This window comes from Varunaivibrio sulfuroxidans (assembly GCF_029318635.1).
Lineage (GTDB): Bacteria > Pseudomonadota > Alphaproteobacteria > Rhodospirillales > Magnetovibrionaceae > Varunaivibrio > Varunaivibrio sulfuroxidans.
The window spans coordinates 1,408,262-1,423,834 of the sequence record NZ_CP119676.1 but is presented as its reverse complement, the minus strand read 5'-3'; the positions used below and the strand labels follow the sequence as shown (position 1 = coordinate 1,423,834).

The window sequence follows — 15,573 nt, the reverse complement described above, 5'->3', positions numbered from 1 at the left end:
GCTGCCCTCTCGGCCTTTCCGCGGAGGCGATCCGCGAACGAATTTCAATGCTGCGTGCGCCGCGCGCAGAACCCGAAGTGGAGTGCCCTTGATGACAAAACTCCAGAACATGACGACTCTCCGATCTTGTCCGGCAAAGGGCGGGACTCCTTGTGTTTATTTGGTCGGCGCCGGACCGGGCGATCCCGAGCTGCTGACCTTGAAGGCCTTGAGGGCGATCGAGCGGGCGGATGTCGTGGTTTACGACCGCCTGGTTTCCGATGCGGTGCTGGCGCTGGTCCCCAAGACGGCGACGCAAATTTACGTCGGGAAGAAAACCAATCAACACACCTTGCCTCAGGAGCGTATCAACGCCCTGTTGGTCAGTTTGGCGCGGGACGGACAAACGGTCGTCCGCCTGAAGGGCGGCGATCCTTATATTTTTGGCCGCGGCAGTGAGGAAGCGCTCGAACTCAAGCGCAGCGGCGTTCCCTTTTTGGTGATCCCCGGCATTACCGCGGCGGCGGGTGCGGGCGCGGCGATCGGGGTGCCGTTGACCCATCGGGGAATGGCTACCGGGGTGCGCTTCGTGACCGGTCACTGCCGGGCGGGTGCGCCGCTCGATCTGGACTGGGACAGCCTCGCCAATCCAGATACGACCTTGGCGCTATACATGGGGTTGGCCAATTTGGGCGTCATCGCCGACCGGTTGTGCGCCGCCGGATTGGATCGGGCGACCCCGGCGCTGGCGGTCGCCGGCGCGACCCTCGAAAATCAGCAACTTTGCCGCGCCACCTTGAGCACGATCCATGATAAGGCCCTGGCGGCGTCGATGACGGGGCCGGTTCTGATTTTGATTGGGCGCGTTGTCGCCCTGGCCGATATATTGGGGGCCGAAAGCGCGCAATTCGAGCAGGTTTTTTCGCGCATGCAGACGGAGTCCCCTTGTGAGCAAACATCCGATCGCGCCGAAGCCGTTGGCGCATAACATAAAAAAAGCGCACGGCCTTGCCGTGCTTACTCTTGTATCGGCGTTTCTCGCCGCACCGGCGCTGGCCCAAGACCCTTCCGCGCCACGTCAAAAGGTGTTGATCTATCAATTGATCCAGGATTGTGGATCTTGCCATGGTTCAACTCTGAAGGGCGGGTTGGGGCCGGCGTTGCTGCCGGGTAATTTGAAAGGTAAGGACGCCGAGGTTTTAGCGGCGATTATCTTAAACGGCGTGCCCGGCACGCCGATGCCGCCATGGCGTTTCGAAATCAATGAAGACGAGGCCTTGTGGTTGGCCCGGCGGATCAAGGAAGGGGTAGCCGATGAACATTAAGCGCCGGGGACTGAAAATGGCGGCGGCGGTCCTGTTTCTGATGGGGCTTTCGGCTTGCGCGTCGGTGGGGCCGTTGCGCGGCACCGGGGACCTGGGGATGATTATTGAGCGGTCCAGCGGGAAAGTGGCGGTAATCGATACGACCACCCACAAGAAGTTATGGACCGTCGGTGGCCTGGGGGACCTCAGCCACGCCTCGGTGGTATATTCGCGCGACGGACGCTACGGCTATGTTTTCGGGCGGGACGGCGGTCTGAGCAAGGTCGATCTGCTGACCGGGCGCCTGGCCGGGCGCGTGATGCAGGCGGGCAACAGCATCGGCGGGGCGATTTCCCAGGACGGCGCCATGGTCGCGGTATCCAACTATACGCCGGGCGGGGTGCGTATCTTCGACGCCAAGACCCTGGCCCCGATCGCCGATATTCCCGCCGTTTACGATGGGGGAAAGCGCTCCAAGACCGTGGGTTTGGTCGATGCGCCGGGCAATAAATTCGTCTTTACCCTATACGACGCCGGGCAGATCTGGGTCGTCGATATGTCCGATCGCAAACATCCGGCCATTCGAAAATTTAAAAACATCGGCAAGATGCCCTACGACGGCATGATCACCCCGGACGGACGGACCTATATCGCGGGGTTGTTTGGCGAGGACGGCTTGGCCAAACTCGATCTGTGGAATTTAGATAAGGGCGTGCAGCGTATTTTGAATGGCTACGGACGGGGACAGAAGGTTCTTCCGGTTTATAAAATGCCCCATCTCGAAGGTTGGGCGGCGGCGGGAGAACTGCTGTTCCTGCCCGCGGTTGGGCATCATGAAGTTTTGGTTGTGGACCGCAGGACGTGGCGCGAAGTGGCGCATATCCCAACGCATGGCCAGCCGGTTTTTGTCGTCTCGCGTCCCGACGGGCGGCAGGTTTGGGTCAATTTCGCCCATCCCTTGAACGATGTGGTTCAGGTCATTGATGTGAAGAGCCTGAAGGTGATCAAGTCGTTGGAGTTGGGACCGGGGGTTTTGCATCTGGAATTCACGCCGCGCGGCGAACAGGTGTGGATTTCGGTGCGCGACCGCAACGTGGTCGATGTCTTCGATACCCGCACGTTCAAGAAAATCGCAGTGCTTCCGGTCGATAAGCCGAGTGGGATTTTCATGACCGACCGGGCCGGAAAAATTGGTTTGTGAGGTGGCCATGGACACTATCGACAAACGCCTGTTGAACGAGTTCCAGCATGATTTTCCGCTGACGCCGCGCCCTTATGCCGTGATCGCCGAGCGCTTGGGGGTGGACGAGCGAACGGTAGTCGCCGCCTACGACGCCCTAATCGACGGCGATTTCATCTCTCGGATCGGGGCGGTGGTGCGAACCGGTGCGGTCGGCGCAAGCACCCTGGCGGCGATGGCGGTGCCGCCCCGAAGGTTGGAGAGCGTCGCCGCCTTCGTCAGCGCGTTCGACGAGGTCAATCACAACTACCAACGCGACCACGCCTACAATTTGTGGTTCGTCATTACCGCCCCGTCGCGCGCGCGCCTGGAAAGGGTGATCGCGGCGATTGAAAACGAAACGCAGTTGGCGATTCTCGATCTGCCGATGATCGAGGACTATCACCTGGACCTGGGGTTCGACCTTAAATGGACATGATGGCGGTATCGCAGCAAGATTTGGCGCTGATCGGGGCGATCGCCGACGGTCTGCCGAGGACGGCGCGTCCGTACCGGGATGTCGGCGCGCGCCTCGGCCTGGACGAGGCGGCGGTGATCGACGGACTGAAAAGTCTGATCGACAGGGGGGTGATCCGCCGTTTCGGCGTTGTCGTGCGCCACCACACGTTGGGATACACCGCTAATGCGATGGCGGTATGGGACGTGCCCGACGACGACGTCGGGCGGATTGCCCGGAAAATGGCCGAAGTTCCATACGTTACCTTGTGTTACCGCCGCCCGCGCCGCTTGCCGCAGTGGCGTTACAATCTGTTCTGCATGGTGCACGGCGTCGCCCGCGATGCGGTGCGCGACCAGGTTGAGCACCTGGCCGGTCGTCTCGGTCTTTTAGAGACACCGCGTGAAATTTTGTTCAGTCTTCGCCAGTTCAAGCAGCGTGGGGCGCACTATCTGACCTGCGAAAGGGCGGCCGAATGACCCGGCACAGCCCGAAGGCGGCGCCGTCCGGCGCGCGAAACGAGCCCCCCCTGGATGCTGTCGATCGCACCATCGTCAACGCCTTGCAAGGCGGGTTCCCACTCGGCGAGCGGCCCTATCGCGATGTCGCCGAAGGCTTGGGACTGGCCGAGGATACCCTGATCGAGCGCCTGAAAAGTCTGCTCGAACGGGGTGTTTTGAGCCGTTTCGGCCCGATGTACCATGCCGAGAAAATGGGCGGTGGACTGACCTTGGCGGCCTTGAGTGTCGATGACGACGATTTCGCGCGGATCGCCGTCCTGGTCAACGCCCACCCCGAGGTGGCGCACAATTACCGTCGCGATCATGCTTTCAACATGTGGTTCGTGATCGCCACCGAACGACCCGGCGATATCGCTCGCGTCATCGCCGCCATAGAAGCGGAAACCGGACTGGACGTGCTCAACGTGCCCAAGGAAGAGGAATATTTTATCGGTTTGAGGTTCGAGGCATGACGGCGACCACTCCCATCCCCACCCCTATCGACGCCATTGACCGGGCGTTGATTCGGGCGACTCAGGACGGATTGCCTCTGCACCCCCGGCCCTACGACGCGGTCGGTCGCGCGGTCGGCATTCCCGGGGGCGAGGTCCGCGCGCGCATGGACAAAATGCTGGCGTCGGGAATTATTCGCCGCATCGGGGCGGTCCCCAATCATTACCGCCTCGGTTACCGGGTTAATGCGATGACGGTGTGGGACGTCGCCGACGACGCGCTGGTGACGCTGGGGCCCGCGGTCGGGGCGTTGGCCTTCGTCAGCCATTGCTATCGCCGTCCCCGCGCCGGGGCACGCTGGCCTTATAACCTGTTCGCCATGGTCCACGGCAAGGACCGGGCGGGGGTGGATCGCCACATCGACGACATCCGCCGCTTATTGGGCGCGGCGGCGGCCGGCGGCGACGTTTTGTTGAGCACGGAGATTTTAAAAAAAACAGGATTACGGCTTTAGGCCGCAATCCGGGTAAGCGTACGGACAAGGAGAAAGCGCATGTTTCGGTTGTCGCGTTTTATCGACGAGGTGTTAAACCCCCGGCCGCTCACCCCGGCGCGTCCGCCGTCCGGCCCGGTGGTGATCTGGAACCTGATCCGGCGCTGCAATCTGACCTGCAAGCATTGCTATTCGATTTCGGCGGATAAAAAATTTCCCGGCGAGCTGTTCACCGGAGAAATTTACAAAGTGATGGATAATCTGTGGGCCTTTGGGGTTCCGGTGTTGATTTTGTCGGGCGGCGAGCCGCTTCTACGCCCCGATATCTTCGACATTTCCCGCCGCGCCAAGGAAATGGGCTTTTACGTCGGCCTATCGACCAACGGCACCTTGATCGATGATGAAAAAATCCGTGAAATCGCGGCGGTGGGCTACAATTATGTCGGCATCAGCATCGACGGCGTGCGCGAAACCCACGACCGCTTCCGCCGCCGGGAGGGGGCGTATGAGGCCTCGATGCGGGGGCTGCGCCTGTGCCGAAAAATGGGGATCAAGGTCGGCGTGCGTTTCACCATGACCACCGACAATATCGATGAACTGCCCCAGTTGTTGACGATGATGGACGACGAGGGGGTCGATAAATTCTATCTTTCGCACCTCAATTACGCCGGACGGGGCAACCATAACCGCATGGACGACGCCCACCACGTCATGACCCGCCGCGCGATGACCACCCTGTTCGAGGCCTGCCTCGACGATCGCGCCCGAGGCGGAAAAAAGGAATTTGTCACCGGCAACAACGACGCCGACGGACCGTTCCTTCTGATGTGGGTGCGCGAGCGTTTCCCCGACCGCGCCGAGCATATCGAGCGGTTGTTGCGCCGTTGGGGCGGCAACGCCTCGGGGGTCAATGTCGCCAACATCGACAATCTGGGCCATGTCCACCCGGACACCATGTGGTGGCACCATAACTTGGGCGACGTGCGCGAGCGCCCGTTCTCGGACATCTGGATGGACACCCGCGATCCCTTGATGGCGGGGCTCAAGCAAAGCCCGCGCCCGGTCGGTGGACGCTGCGCCGGGTGCCGCCATTTGGAGATTTGCAACGGCAACACCCGCACCCGCGCCCATCAGATATCGGGCGATCCCTGGGCCGAGGATCCGGGCTGTTATTTAAGCGACGAGGAGATCGGTGTCGGCGGGGAAGGCGAAAGGATGACGGTGACGCCGTTCTCGCGCCATGCCCGCGCCCGGATCGTGGGGTAAGGGGTGGCGACGATGAAACGGATGGTGTTTGGCGCGCTGTCGGGGGCTGTTCTCACTTTTGCTCTCGGTCTTATCCTTGCGCCCGGCGCGCGCGCCGCGGCCCCGGCGATCGACGCGGGTGCGCTGTATGTCCAGCATTGCCAGACGTGCCACGGCGTCGGTCGCCTGGGTGGCATGGGCCCCGCGCTGTTGCCCGAAAATCTCCATCGCACGGGGCGGAAAAAAGCTCTGGCGGTGATCGCCGACGGGCGCACGGCGACGCAAATGCCCCCGTTCAAGACCGTTCTACGCAAGGATCAGATCGCGGCGTTGCGGGACTTTATCTTCACTCCGCCCGCCGTACGCCCGACCTGGGATATGGATAAGATCAAGGCCAGCTACGTTCTGCATAACGATCCGGCCGGCCTTCCCCCTCACCCGGTCTACAAGGGCGACCCCTTGAACCTGTTCACCGTGGTCGAGGCGGGCGATCATCATGTCACCATTCTGGACGGCGACACCTTCACCCCGCTGTGGCGCTTTCCGTCACGTTTCGCGCTGCACGGCGGGGCGAAATATTCGCCCGACGGACGGTTCGTCTATCTGGGCTCGCGTGACGGCTGGGTCAGCATGTACGACCTCTATAACCTCAAGCCGGTGGCCGAGATCCGCGCCGGGATCAACATGCGCAACATCGCCGTTTCCGCAGACGGGCGTTATGTGCTGGCGGGCAATTACCTGCCTCATAGCTTGGTTCTGCTGAACGCCAAAAACCTGCGTCCGATCAAGGAGATCAAGGTCGAGGACGCGCACGGCGTCACCTCCAGGGTCAGTGCCGTGTACACCGCCCCGCCGCGCCACAGCTTCATCGTCGCCTTGAAGGACATTCCCGAAATTTGGGAAATCTCCTACGAGGACCATCCCCGGCCGGTGGCCAAGGGCATGATCCACAGCTACGAAAAAGGCATGCTGGAAGGGGCGTTCGATACCGGAAAGTTTCCCATCCGGCGGATAAAACTGGCGTCTATTTTGGATGATTTCTTCTTCGATCAGGGCTACGACACGGTGGTCGGGGCGTCACGCAACGGCAAGGGCGGACAGGTCATCAACCTTAACGTCGGCCTGAAGATCGCCGATATCGACCTGCCGGGAATGCCGCATTTGGGCTCGGGCATCACCTTCACCTACAAGGGCCGCCCGGTGATGGCGACCCCGCACCTGAAGGACGGCGTGGTCAGCGTCATCGACATGACGACCTGGAAGACCATCAAGCGGATCAAGACCCTGGGCCCCGGATTTTTCATGCGCGGTCACAAAAACTCGCCCTACGCCTGGGTCGATGTCTTCTTCGGCCCCAACCGCGACGCGATGCAGGTGATTGACACCCGCACCTTGAAAATCGTCAAGACCCTGCGTCCCGCCCCCGGAAAGACGTCCGCCCATGTCGAGTTCGACCGCTCGGGCGCGCACGCCCTGGTCAGCATCTGGGACACGAACGGGGCCATCGTCGTCTACGACGCCAAGACCTTCAAGGAAGTCAAACGCATCCCGATGAAAAAGCCGGTCGGCAAATACAACGTCTACAACAAGATCACCTATTCCCGTGGCACCAGTCACTAGGCAAAGGCGCGCCGGGCGGGAGGCGCCCAGAGCATAGAGTGTCGGGCTGTAGTCGTACCGGTTATCGTCATCAGGCCTTCGATGAACAACGGTTTTACCGCGCCTTCGACACCCGTCGCCGAACGAGAGTCTCATCTCACGGCGACAGTCCCGCGTTCAAAGAACTCAGGCGCGCGGTGATTGCTTCGTTGCGTGGGGAGGGGGACGGGAAGAAAACGAAAAAAGCCACGTAAATCGTCCGACCCCCGGAGCGGCGAGTGTCAGGCGATTGGCATCACTGTACATTCCGATTAACTTTTATTCCATATCGCTTCAATATTATTTCTAGTATGGACCGGAAAAATAACTTTGAACTCGTGTTTATCATCAGACCTCCAATCATTTATAGAATTTGACAAAATATCCAGATAAATTTTCATATCTTTATTGCTTAATTTTGGAAATTCTTTGTGAATGAGGATAATTTTATTTTTTTCTATCCAACTAAAATCACGGAGGCAATCGTAAAGAGCATTCCAATTGAAGCCAAACCAGCCTGGGAAATTTAGCACTTCATATAGCGCATATAAGAGTTGTTCTTGCCCCACAAGGCCTATGGGAAGGGTGGCTATGCAAGAATCAAGGTCATTGGCCGAGATAGAATAGTTGCCATACTCAAACTTCGTTGTCGAATCGGGCGCCATGTCCATTCTCCAGAACTCACCTTATGCGGATAAATGTCGTATAATGATCAGGGGTGTAATAGATTTCACCGCCTTTTCCCGTGACTAACCTTTGCGGACCAATTCCTGATATTGTAGGTGTTGGGTGAACGTATTCCCTATAATAACCAGTAGGTTTAATTGGAAGCTCCGGTGCTGATTTACCTCGCAAGGGAAAATTTTTAAATATACTTCCGTCATTCTTATAGGCGAGTTTTGTTCCTGATGCGATGCGATCCAGCGTCGGTTTTAGGTCAATGACCTGCCCCCCAAGACCGGTCATTCACGAAGAGAGTTCTTCCGCATGGTAGATGCTTTTGGGGGCGGTTCACCCCGTTTTTGGGGGGGCAGGTCAATCTGTCACACGTAACCGTGTCCGTAATCTTGAATTTATTTAAATTCTATCAACATCCTCAAGAAAAACAGATTCAGCGATAACCTCAAGACACCCAAAGCTATCAATATAAATCATGAAATGCCGCATGACCCAATCATGGCGCATATCAGGCTCGGCTGCCGTTTTTAATTCTGAAACCCAGTCCGATTTTTCGATTTCACAGACTTGATCATAGATGACGTGAGACCCGAGTTCCCTCCAGTTATGGGTAGGGTCCGGTTTCAAAACATTGCCCTTTGTGAGCACTTTGATCAAGCTGATATGGGGCATGCCCCATATCAGCTTGATCGGCAAATTCCACCGGCGTTGCTCCGCCATGCGCGGAATGCGGCCGGACGTAATTATAATCATGCTTCCAAGTTGCCAGTACGGCCCTGGCATGGCGCACAGAGCTGAACAGCGTCTCATTAAGGCATTCATCACGCAGCCGCCCGTTGAAGCTTTCCACGAAGGCGTTCTGCGTTGGCTTGCCCGGCTGGGTGTAATGCCACTCGATCCGCCGCTCCTGAGACCACTTGAGGATTGCGATGGAGGTCAGTTCGGTGCCGTTATCGCTGACCACCATGTGCGGCTTGCCCCGCCGCATGATGATCGCATTAAGTTCCCGCGCCACACGCAAACCTGACAGGGATGTATCAGCGACAAGCCCTATACATTCGCGCGTGAAGTCATCGACGACACACAGAATGCGAAACCGCCGTCCGTCATCCAGGGCGTCCGAGACGAAATCCAGGGACCAACGTTGGTTCGGTCCCTGCGGCAGCAGCATTGGTGCCCGTGTGCCCAAAGCACGTTTGCGCCCGCCGCGTTTACGCACCTGAAGGCCTTCTTCTCGATATAAGCGCCTCAGCTTCTTCTGGTTCATGTGTACGCCTTCCCTGGACAGCATAATGTGCAAACGACGATAGCCAAATCGCCGCCGCTCCGCAGACAGCGCGCGTAGGCGCTCACGGATCGGCGCATCATCCGGCTTGATGGACCGATAACGCACTGAACTGCGGTCCGTTCCGGTGGCGTGACACGCCCGCCGTTCGCTCACCTCATATTGCCTACGGAGATAAGCGACGGCCTCTCGCCTGGCGGCGGGCGTCACCACTTTTTTGAATTGATGTCTTTGAGCATGGCGTTGTCCAACATCGTCTCGGCCAACAGCTTCTTGAGCCGGTTGTTCTCCGCTTCCAGCGCCTTCAACCGTTTGGCGTCGGAAATCTCCATGCCCCCAAACTTGGACTTCCATTTATAAAAAGTGGCCTCGCTGACGCCATGGCGGCGGCAAACGTCGACGGTCTTCTGCCCAGACTCCTGCTCGCGCAAAATGCCAATAATCTGCTCTTCCGTGAAACGTGAACGCTTCATTTCCATCTCCTTCTTAGGTGATGGACTCTACCCAAAAATGGAGGAGAAAACGGGGCTCACGTCATAGACACCATCAATATGCCACATGGTACAGTAAATTTCGGAGCGTTCTCGGCATGCCCGAACTTTGGTAAATCTCAAGATATAGGAGCGTTTCTGTCCCTCATCATCGAAATCTAGAGGGATGATTCTATCCGCAACGTCACTCTCCACCATTGCAGCATGTATCAGTGACGTAGACGCATATGGTAACTCTAGGAGAGGTTTTTTTTCATTATGGTATTCTCGATTTCCTTACCGTATCCACACCCTCGCTTGTTAACTTATTGCGCCTTAACTGATTGCTTAGCATGATTTCGTACTTATCACTTCCTGTGCGATTTATTACACGCCATTTTGGAGGGGAGATTTTTGCGGCCTTGAGCGCTTGAGATGAACGTGTGTTGAGAATAAGGGTATTACCATCACGAACAATGTAATTAATAGGCACATCTGAGGGTTTAATACTACCAGAGCGAAGCGCTGAAGATACATCTTCCACACTCATACCCGCAAAGGGACTCCTTGCGTCAAACATCAAACTATATGTTTTCGGTGCATATCGTGCATTTTTAATCAACTCCACTTTCACGACCTGTTTTTCGATCGCGGTCAGCACCCCGGGCTGCGGGAGTGACGCGCCTTTTGCGGCATCGACGCCAAGGGTGACGGCTTTCCCTGCGTCTTCCGCCACCTTGACACCCTGGATGACTTTCGCCATCGCGGACGCCGAGACATAAAGGGTGACCCCCATTTCCCCCAGATCGGCGAGACCGATAATTTTCTTGCGATATTCCGGCGGAATTTGATCCCAGGCGTCGCTGATGACGTTGCCCGTCTTGTCGTCGACAATTCTTACCCACACACCGGCCGTGTCGATGGCGTCGCCCAGGGTATGCAAAACCGTCGCCGTGGCATTGGGATATCGCGAATAAGAAAAGGCCACGGATTTAGCCACACCCGTGGTCAGCATTTTTTGTATCGGGTCCTTGCCCTCGGCGATGACGTCAAGACCGGCTAGGGGGTTCCCACCCCCGGCATAGGCGCTATAGGCCGCAGAAATCGCTACAACAACGGCAGCGATACACAGCCCGCCGCAAAAGACGTTATTCTTGGCCGCGTTACCGGCGGTCAGGACGGCGGTGTTGGGATCGGAGCCGCCCATCGCGGCGGCCAGCGCGCCGGATAGGCGGGCGACATCGACACCCGCCGCCGAACGAGAGTCTCATCTTACGGCGACAATCCCGCGTTCAAAGAACTCAGGCGCGCGGTGATTGCTTCGTTGCGTGGGGGGGGACGGGAAGAAAACGAAAAAAGCCGCGTAAACCATCCGATCCCCGGAGCGGCGAGTGTCAGGCGATTGGCATTTCTGTACAGAAATGCCAATCCGCCGCCGCACTCATGCTTGCGTCGAACTATACGCCATATTTATCCCAATCGGGATGGTCTCTCATTGGGAAGTGGGTCTTCCACTTTTTGCTAATTTTTTGGAGGTCAACCCCGTAGATATTACATTTATGAATGTTGTTATAATTAGGTTCTAAATTATTTCTGTGTTTTAAGAAAAATATCGTCATCTGAGCAGGACCAAGGACAAATCCCTTAAAATATAATTTCTCATCCGAACTAAGGTGTTCATCTAGATCAATTTTTTTCCAAGCAATGTCAAACAACTCTTTAGCGTCTCTATATTTTGATGCTCTGAATTTTATATAAGCCTCCATAATCTGGTGCTCCGCACATAAATCCGGAACAATTTTATTAATTGATACAAAGCATTCTTCGGCATCTTCAATACGATTGGATGCAACGGCATCCCACGCTTCAGAAAGCAACATGCTGGCCTTGAAAGCTTTATATATTTTTATGATAAATGAAAACATTATTATTTATTCATATTCACAATTAATCTTGCCACATTTGAAAGCATATATACGATTTTTTCCCATCTTTTTTTCAATATAGGACTCTTAGTATTTAATAAAAATTCGTTTCCTTGTTTCAATGCTTCATAAAATTGCCGTTCATTCCATTTGGTGTGCAAGGTCCCTGCGCTTGTGCCCTGCAGAGAATGGTTCCCGAAGACATATTTTTCGCCATCTGGACCTATTGCAATGACATAACCATCAAGCTTTTTCTGGACCCTGTAGGTAACTTTACCAACAGAAGCCGTCGTCGTCTCGACGAATTGGGCGGAGCCCACCCCGGAGATCGACCAATTTCCCGTTACGCCCGTCTTCACGGCCTGTTTTTCGATCGCGGTCAGCACTCCGGGCTGCGGGAGTGACGCGCCTTTTGCGGCATCGACGCCAAGGGTGACGGCTTTCCCACCCCCGGCATAGGCGCTATAGGCCGTAGAAATCGCTACAACAACCGCAGCGATACACAGCTCGCCGCAAAAGACGTTATTCTTGGCCGCGTTACCGGCGGTCAGGACGGCGGTGTTGGGATCGGAGCCGCCCATCGCGGCGGCCAGCGCGCCGGATAGGCGGGCGACATCGACACCCGCCGCCGAACGAGAGCCTCATCTCACGGCGACAATCCCGCGTTCAAAGAACTCAGGCGCGCGGTGATTGCTCCGTTGCGTGGGGGCTGGGGGACGGGAAGAAAACGAAAAAAGCCGCGTAAACCATCCGATCCCCGGAGCGGCGAGTGTCAGGCGATTGGCATTTCTGTACAGAAATGCCAATCCGCCGCCGCACTCATGCTTGCGTCGAACTATACGCCATATTTATCCCAATCGGGATGGTCTCGACATGGGAATCGACGCTTCCAACATGAGCTTACTTCTTTCAATGAAACACTAGAGTTTGTTACTTCTTCAACCCCGTCAAGATCGGCGTGGAGGAATTTTTTATATATTATTAAAACGCTGTACATATAATATTTTAGGTACAATTTGTCACTTTCTGACAAGTTGCTATTACTTACATCGATATATGCATTTTTGAATAACTCCATGCATTCATCGCGCTTTTTTAGCCTAAATTTAATTGTACCTTTCATGATTTTATATTCATATGGCAAAACACCCAATAGATGCTCACCTTTTTCAAACAAAGTCTCAGCGTCAATGAGCTTATCTTGGGCGAGCAAGTCCCACGATTCCTCGAATATGAATGCAATCCTCCACATCCGGGGCAGCTTAGTAATCTTTCTTAAAAATTGAATCATCGCCCGCCGCCAAATCCATTCAACAAGTTTAGAACTGCTCGCATCCCCTCAACGATTTTCTGTAGTTTTGTTCTCGCCTCGATATTTTTTATGGCATCTCGTGCTTTTTCTGCAGTCAAGAGTTGTTCATAAAATTGCCGTTCATTCCATTTGGTGTGCAAGGTCCCTGCGCTTGTGCCCTCTAGAGAATGGTTCCCGAAGACATATTTTTCGCCATCTGGACCTATTGCAATGACATAACCATCAAGCTTTTCTGGACCCTGTAGGTAACTTTACCAACAGAAGCCGTCGTCGTCTCGACGAATTGGGCGGAGCCCACCCCGGAGATCGACCAATTTCCCGTTACGCCCGTCTTTGCGACCTATTTTTCGATCGCGGTCAGCACTCCGGGCTGCGGGAGTGACGCGCCTTTTGCGGCATTGACGCCAAGGGTGACCGCTTTCCCTGCGTCTTTCGCCACCTTGATACCCTGAACGACTACAGGTAATCGTATCCGCATGGTGACGCACGGTGCGATGGACCGTTGCGATTATTGATCGTCGGCAGGGGTCGCCGTGTCGATAGCTTCACCAAGTTGCGCCAAAAGCAATTGCGCGCGGTCGCGGTTGACGCCTATTCGGGTTTCAAATTCAAAAATCCCAACGCCGTTACAGACCTCATTGAGGGCCGCGTTCAAAATTAAAAGGTCATCCAATCCCATATCGACCGTTAATTTTTCTTCCGACGGGTTTATTACTTTCATATCGATCACCTCAAGCCCTCAAAATACGCCCTACCGCCCAAGGGCCGAAACGCGACGCCGCTGTCCGTTGCACCCGAGTTTTTAATCACAACGATATTAATAATGCGGCACCAGTATGCCCGGCGGCCTCCGCTTAACGCTTTCTCCTGCGCCGGACAATCAATCGTATCCTCGATATGGCCGGAAAACTGTTTTCGGGTCCGCGCATTCAGTTCGCTAGGCTCTTCTGGTGTGAGTGCGTACTTTTCAAAATCATGATCTCTAAATTCCGTACAGTTTCGCAATTTGCATTCGGGCGGGTCGGCGGCGTCCCCGACGGGGGGGGGCGCCTTGAACGCCACGGCGCCTATTTTAAACCAGCCCCATTCGGCGTTGAGGCGGTCCTCCCGGAGTTGGCGTATCAGGGCGTTGCCTTCCTCGGGATAGACGACATGAGGACCGCTAACCAGTTCAACGTGGCCGGTATTGATATCGACGATATAAGCGTCGGGCTCCCAGTCCCAGGCGTACAAAAGCCCATCTTCGTTTACCATAAGGTCCATATACGCACCTCCGTGAAGGGCTGGCTCAATTTCCCAGAGCTTCGTGCCGTCTTGATTGAAACACCAGATATTTTTGGGGCCTGTCGCCACGGTTAAAACAAATATGAAACCGTAGCATTCGCATATGCTATAGCTATTATATCGATTACCGTTATCCAGGATGGGCGCGGGAAGCCGAACGCGTTTTCCGCCTCTAAAGTGAAGGGTGTTTCCATCATCCGACAGCCTTACCATCTGTCCGATCTCCTCTGGTTGGTGTTGCCGCGCCAATTCCTTTCCGAGAGGCCCCGATCTGCCGGATTTGTTCCGTTCATCCCGATCACCTCAAGCCCTCAAAATACGCCCTGCCGTCCAGGGGCTGAAATGCGGCGGCGCCGTCCATTGTCCCCGGATTTTTAATCACAACGACGTTCATGTCGCCGCCCCGGTACGTCCGGCGGCCTCCGCTTAACGCTTTCTCCTGCGCCGGATGGTCAATCGTATCCTCGATATGGCCGGAAAACCGTTTTTGGGTCCGCGCATTCAGTTCGCTAGCCCCTTCTTGTGTGAGGGCGCACTTTTCAAAGACATGATCCCTAAATATCTCATAGTCGCTCAGCCGGGATTCGCGGGCCGCGGGAATGGACTCGGCGACGCCCCGGGTGGGGGCGTATGGATTTTCGGTTTTGATCTTTTTCGTCCAAAGCTTGGCGATGCTTAGCACTACGGCGCCTATTGCATACCAGCCCCATTCGGTGTTGAGGCGGTCTTTCCGGCGTTGGCGTATCATGGCGTTTGAATTTTCAGGGGAGATGGCGCGTTTGCCGTAAGGCAATTCGATATAGCCGTTATTGATATCGACGATATAAACATCGTCCTCTAGGTCGCGGGCGCTCAAACGTCCCGCCGCATCCAGCACGAGGGAAAGATACGGGCGATCGGAAAGACTCGGTTCAATCTCCCAGAGCTTTCTGCCGCGTCGGTTAAAACACCAGATATTCCTGGGGTCCAGCGTGTTGTTTATAACGAATACGCGACCATAGCATTCATATACATGGCTTTTGTCCGGGATGGGTGCGGGAAGTTTAATGCATTCAACGTCAATGATTATTCCATCCCCCAGCAACTTTACCATCTCTTCAGTCTCCTCTCGTTTTTAAATATCGCATTAACTTCGTCAGTGGATGTTTTCGATTTGATCTGAAATTGCTCACCGCCGCCTTTTACTCCCCACTGCGGCATCGCCGCGGCGGTGCCGGTTTCCATTTTAACGCCCTTGGGGACGTATAGGCGGGCGACATCGACACCCGCCGCCGAACGAGAGCCTCATCTCACGGCGACAATCCCGCGTTCAAAGAACTCAGGCGCGCGGT

At 55.8% G+C, this 15,573-nt stretch carries 19 protein-coding genes; 9 read left to right on the top strand and 10 right to left on the bottom strand.

Annotated features, from left to right (window positions below):
• The first annotated feature begins 91 nt into the window (after nt 1-91).
• The 9 genes from cobA to P3M64_RS06620 are packed head-to-tail and all read left to right on the top strand — an operon-like array spanning nt 92 to nt 7,270.
• A complete protein-coding gene (gene cobA / locus P3M64_RS06660; RefSeq protein WP_243644793.1) occupies nt 92-967 on the top strand; it encodes a uroporphyrinogen-III C-methyltransferase in 876 nt (291 codons plus the stop codon).
• Nucleotides 927-1,304, top strand: a complete 378-nt coding sequence (locus P3M64_RS06655) for a c-type cytochrome (protein WP_243644794.1) — start codon at nt 927-929, stop codon at nt 1,302-1,304. Before cobA ends, P3M64_RS06655 begins: the two co-directional genes overlap by 41 nt.
• Nucleotides 1,294-2,484, top strand: a complete 1,191-nt coding sequence (locus P3M64_RS06650; RefSeq protein ID WP_276157074.1) for a cytochrome D1 domain-containing protein — start codon at nt 1,294-1,296, stop codon at nt 2,482-2,484. Before P3M64_RS06655 ends, P3M64_RS06650 begins: the two co-directional genes overlap by 11 nt.
• A gap of 7 nt (nt 2,485-2,491) precedes the next feature.
• Nucleotides 2,492-2,941: an AsnC family transcriptional regulator gene (locus P3M64_RS06645; RefSeq protein ID WP_207893178.1), complete on the top strand. Its 450-nt coding sequence runs from the start codon at nt 2,492-2,494 to the stop codon at nt 2,939-2,941.
• Nucleotides 2,932-3,438, top strand: coding sequence for a siroheme decarboxylase subunit beta (gene ahbB, locus P3M64_RS06640; RefSeq protein WP_276157073.1), 507 nt, complete (start codon nt 2,932-2,934; stop codon nt 3,436-3,438). Before P3M64_RS06645 ends, ahbB (P3M64_RS06640) begins: the two co-directional genes overlap by 10 nt.
• Complete coding sequence (locus P3M64_RS06635; protein WP_243644796.1) at nt 3,435-3,932, top strand: Lrp/AsnC family transcriptional regulator; 498 nt, start codon at nt 3,435-3,437, stop codon at nt 3,930-3,932. The genes ahbB (P3M64_RS06640) and P3M64_RS06635 overlap by 4 nt, the downstream gene beginning before the upstream one ends.
• Complete coding sequence (gene ahbB / locus P3M64_RS06630) at nt 3,929-4,426, top strand: siroheme decarboxylase subunit beta (RefSeq protein ID WP_132939485.1); 498 nt, start codon at nt 3,929-3,931, stop codon at nt 4,424-4,426. The genes P3M64_RS06635 and ahbB (P3M64_RS06630) overlap by 4 nt, the downstream gene beginning before the upstream one ends.
• Nucleotides 4,427-4,465: 39 nt before the next feature.
• Entirely contained in the window at nt 4,466-5,671 is a 1,206-nt protein-coding gene (gene nirJ / locus P3M64_RS06625; protein ID WP_132939486.1) for a heme d1 biosynthesis radical SAM protein NirJ, read from the top strand.
• A 12-nt stretch (nt 5,672-5,683) separates the two neighbouring features.
• Complete coding sequence (locus P3M64_RS06620; protein WP_132939487.1) at nt 5,684-7,270, top strand: cytochrome D1 domain-containing protein; 1,587 nt, start codon at nt 5,684-5,686, stop codon at nt 7,268-7,270.
• 290 nt (nt 7,271-7,560) lie between these two features.
• Here the strand turns inward: P3M64_RS06620 and P3M64_RS06615 are convergent, their stop codons facing one another.
• From P3M64_RS06615 to P3M64_RS06570, 10 genes are all read right to left on the bottom strand, one after another.
• Nucleotides 7,561-7,953 carry a barstar family protein gene (locus P3M64_RS06615; RefSeq protein WP_165886352.1) on the bottom strand — a complete coding sequence of 131 codons (393 nt, stop codon included), beginning with the start codon at nt 7,951-7,953 and terminating at the stop codon, nt 7,561-7,563.
• 16 nt (nt 7,954-7,969) lie between these two features.
• Entirely contained in the window at nt 7,970-8,254 is a 285-nt protein-coding gene (locus P3M64_RS06610; RefSeq protein WP_132939489.1) for a ribonuclease domain-containing protein, read from the bottom strand.
• 316 nt (nt 8,255-8,570) lie between these two features.
• A protein-coding gene (locus P3M64_RS06605) for an IS3 family transposase (RefSeq protein ID WP_276157019.1) occupies nt 8,571-9,724 on the bottom strand; the annotation gives its coding sequence in 2 pieces (ribosomal slippage) (nt 8,571-9,463 and nt 9,463-9,724; 1,155 coding nt in all).
• 274 nt (nt 9,725-9,998) lie between these two features.
• A complete protein-coding gene (locus P3M64_RS06600; RefSeq protein WP_276157072.1) occupies nt 9,999-10,928 on the bottom strand; it encodes a hypothetical protein in 930 nt (309 codons plus the stop codon).
• Between the two features lie 250 nt (nt 10,929-11,178).
• Nucleotides 11,179-11,646, bottom strand: a complete 468-nt coding sequence (locus P3M64_RS06595) for a hypothetical protein (RefSeq protein WP_132940186.1) — start codon at nt 11,644-11,646, stop codon at nt 11,179-11,181.
• 2 nt (nt 11,647-11,648) lie between these two features.
• Nucleotides 11,649-12,227: a hypothetical protein gene (locus P3M64_RS06590; RefSeq protein WP_132940187.1), complete on the bottom strand. Its 579-nt coding sequence runs from the start codon at nt 12,225-12,227 to the stop codon at nt 11,649-11,651.
• Between the two features lie 254 nt (nt 12,228-12,481).
• Nucleotides 12,482-12,859 (bottom strand): hypothetical protein, encoded by a 378-nt coding sequence (locus tag P3M64_RS06585; RefSeq protein ID WP_132940188.1) that lies wholly within the window; start codon nt 12,857-12,859, stop codon nt 12,482-12,484.
• Between the two features lie 607 nt (nt 12,860-13,466).
• Nucleotides 13,467-13,679: a hypothetical protein gene (locus tag P3M64_RS06580; protein ID WP_132940189.1), complete on the bottom strand. Its 213-nt coding sequence runs from the start codon at nt 13,677-13,679 to the stop codon at nt 13,467-13,469.
• 5 nt (nt 13,680-13,684) lie between these two features.
• Complete coding sequence (locus P3M64_RS06575; protein ID WP_276157071.1) at nt 13,685-14,455, bottom strand: hypothetical protein; 771 nt, start codon at nt 14,453-14,455, stop codon at nt 13,685-13,687.
• A gap of 85 nt (nt 14,456-14,540) precedes the next feature.
• The gene (locus P3M64_RS06570; RefSeq protein ID WP_132940191.1) at nt 14,541-15,098 is read right to left on the bottom strand and encodes a hypothetical protein; all 558 of its coding nucleotides are present in this window, start codon (nt 15,096-15,098) and stop codon (nt 14,541-14,543) included.
• Nucleotides 15,099-15,573: the final 475 nt, after the last annotated feature.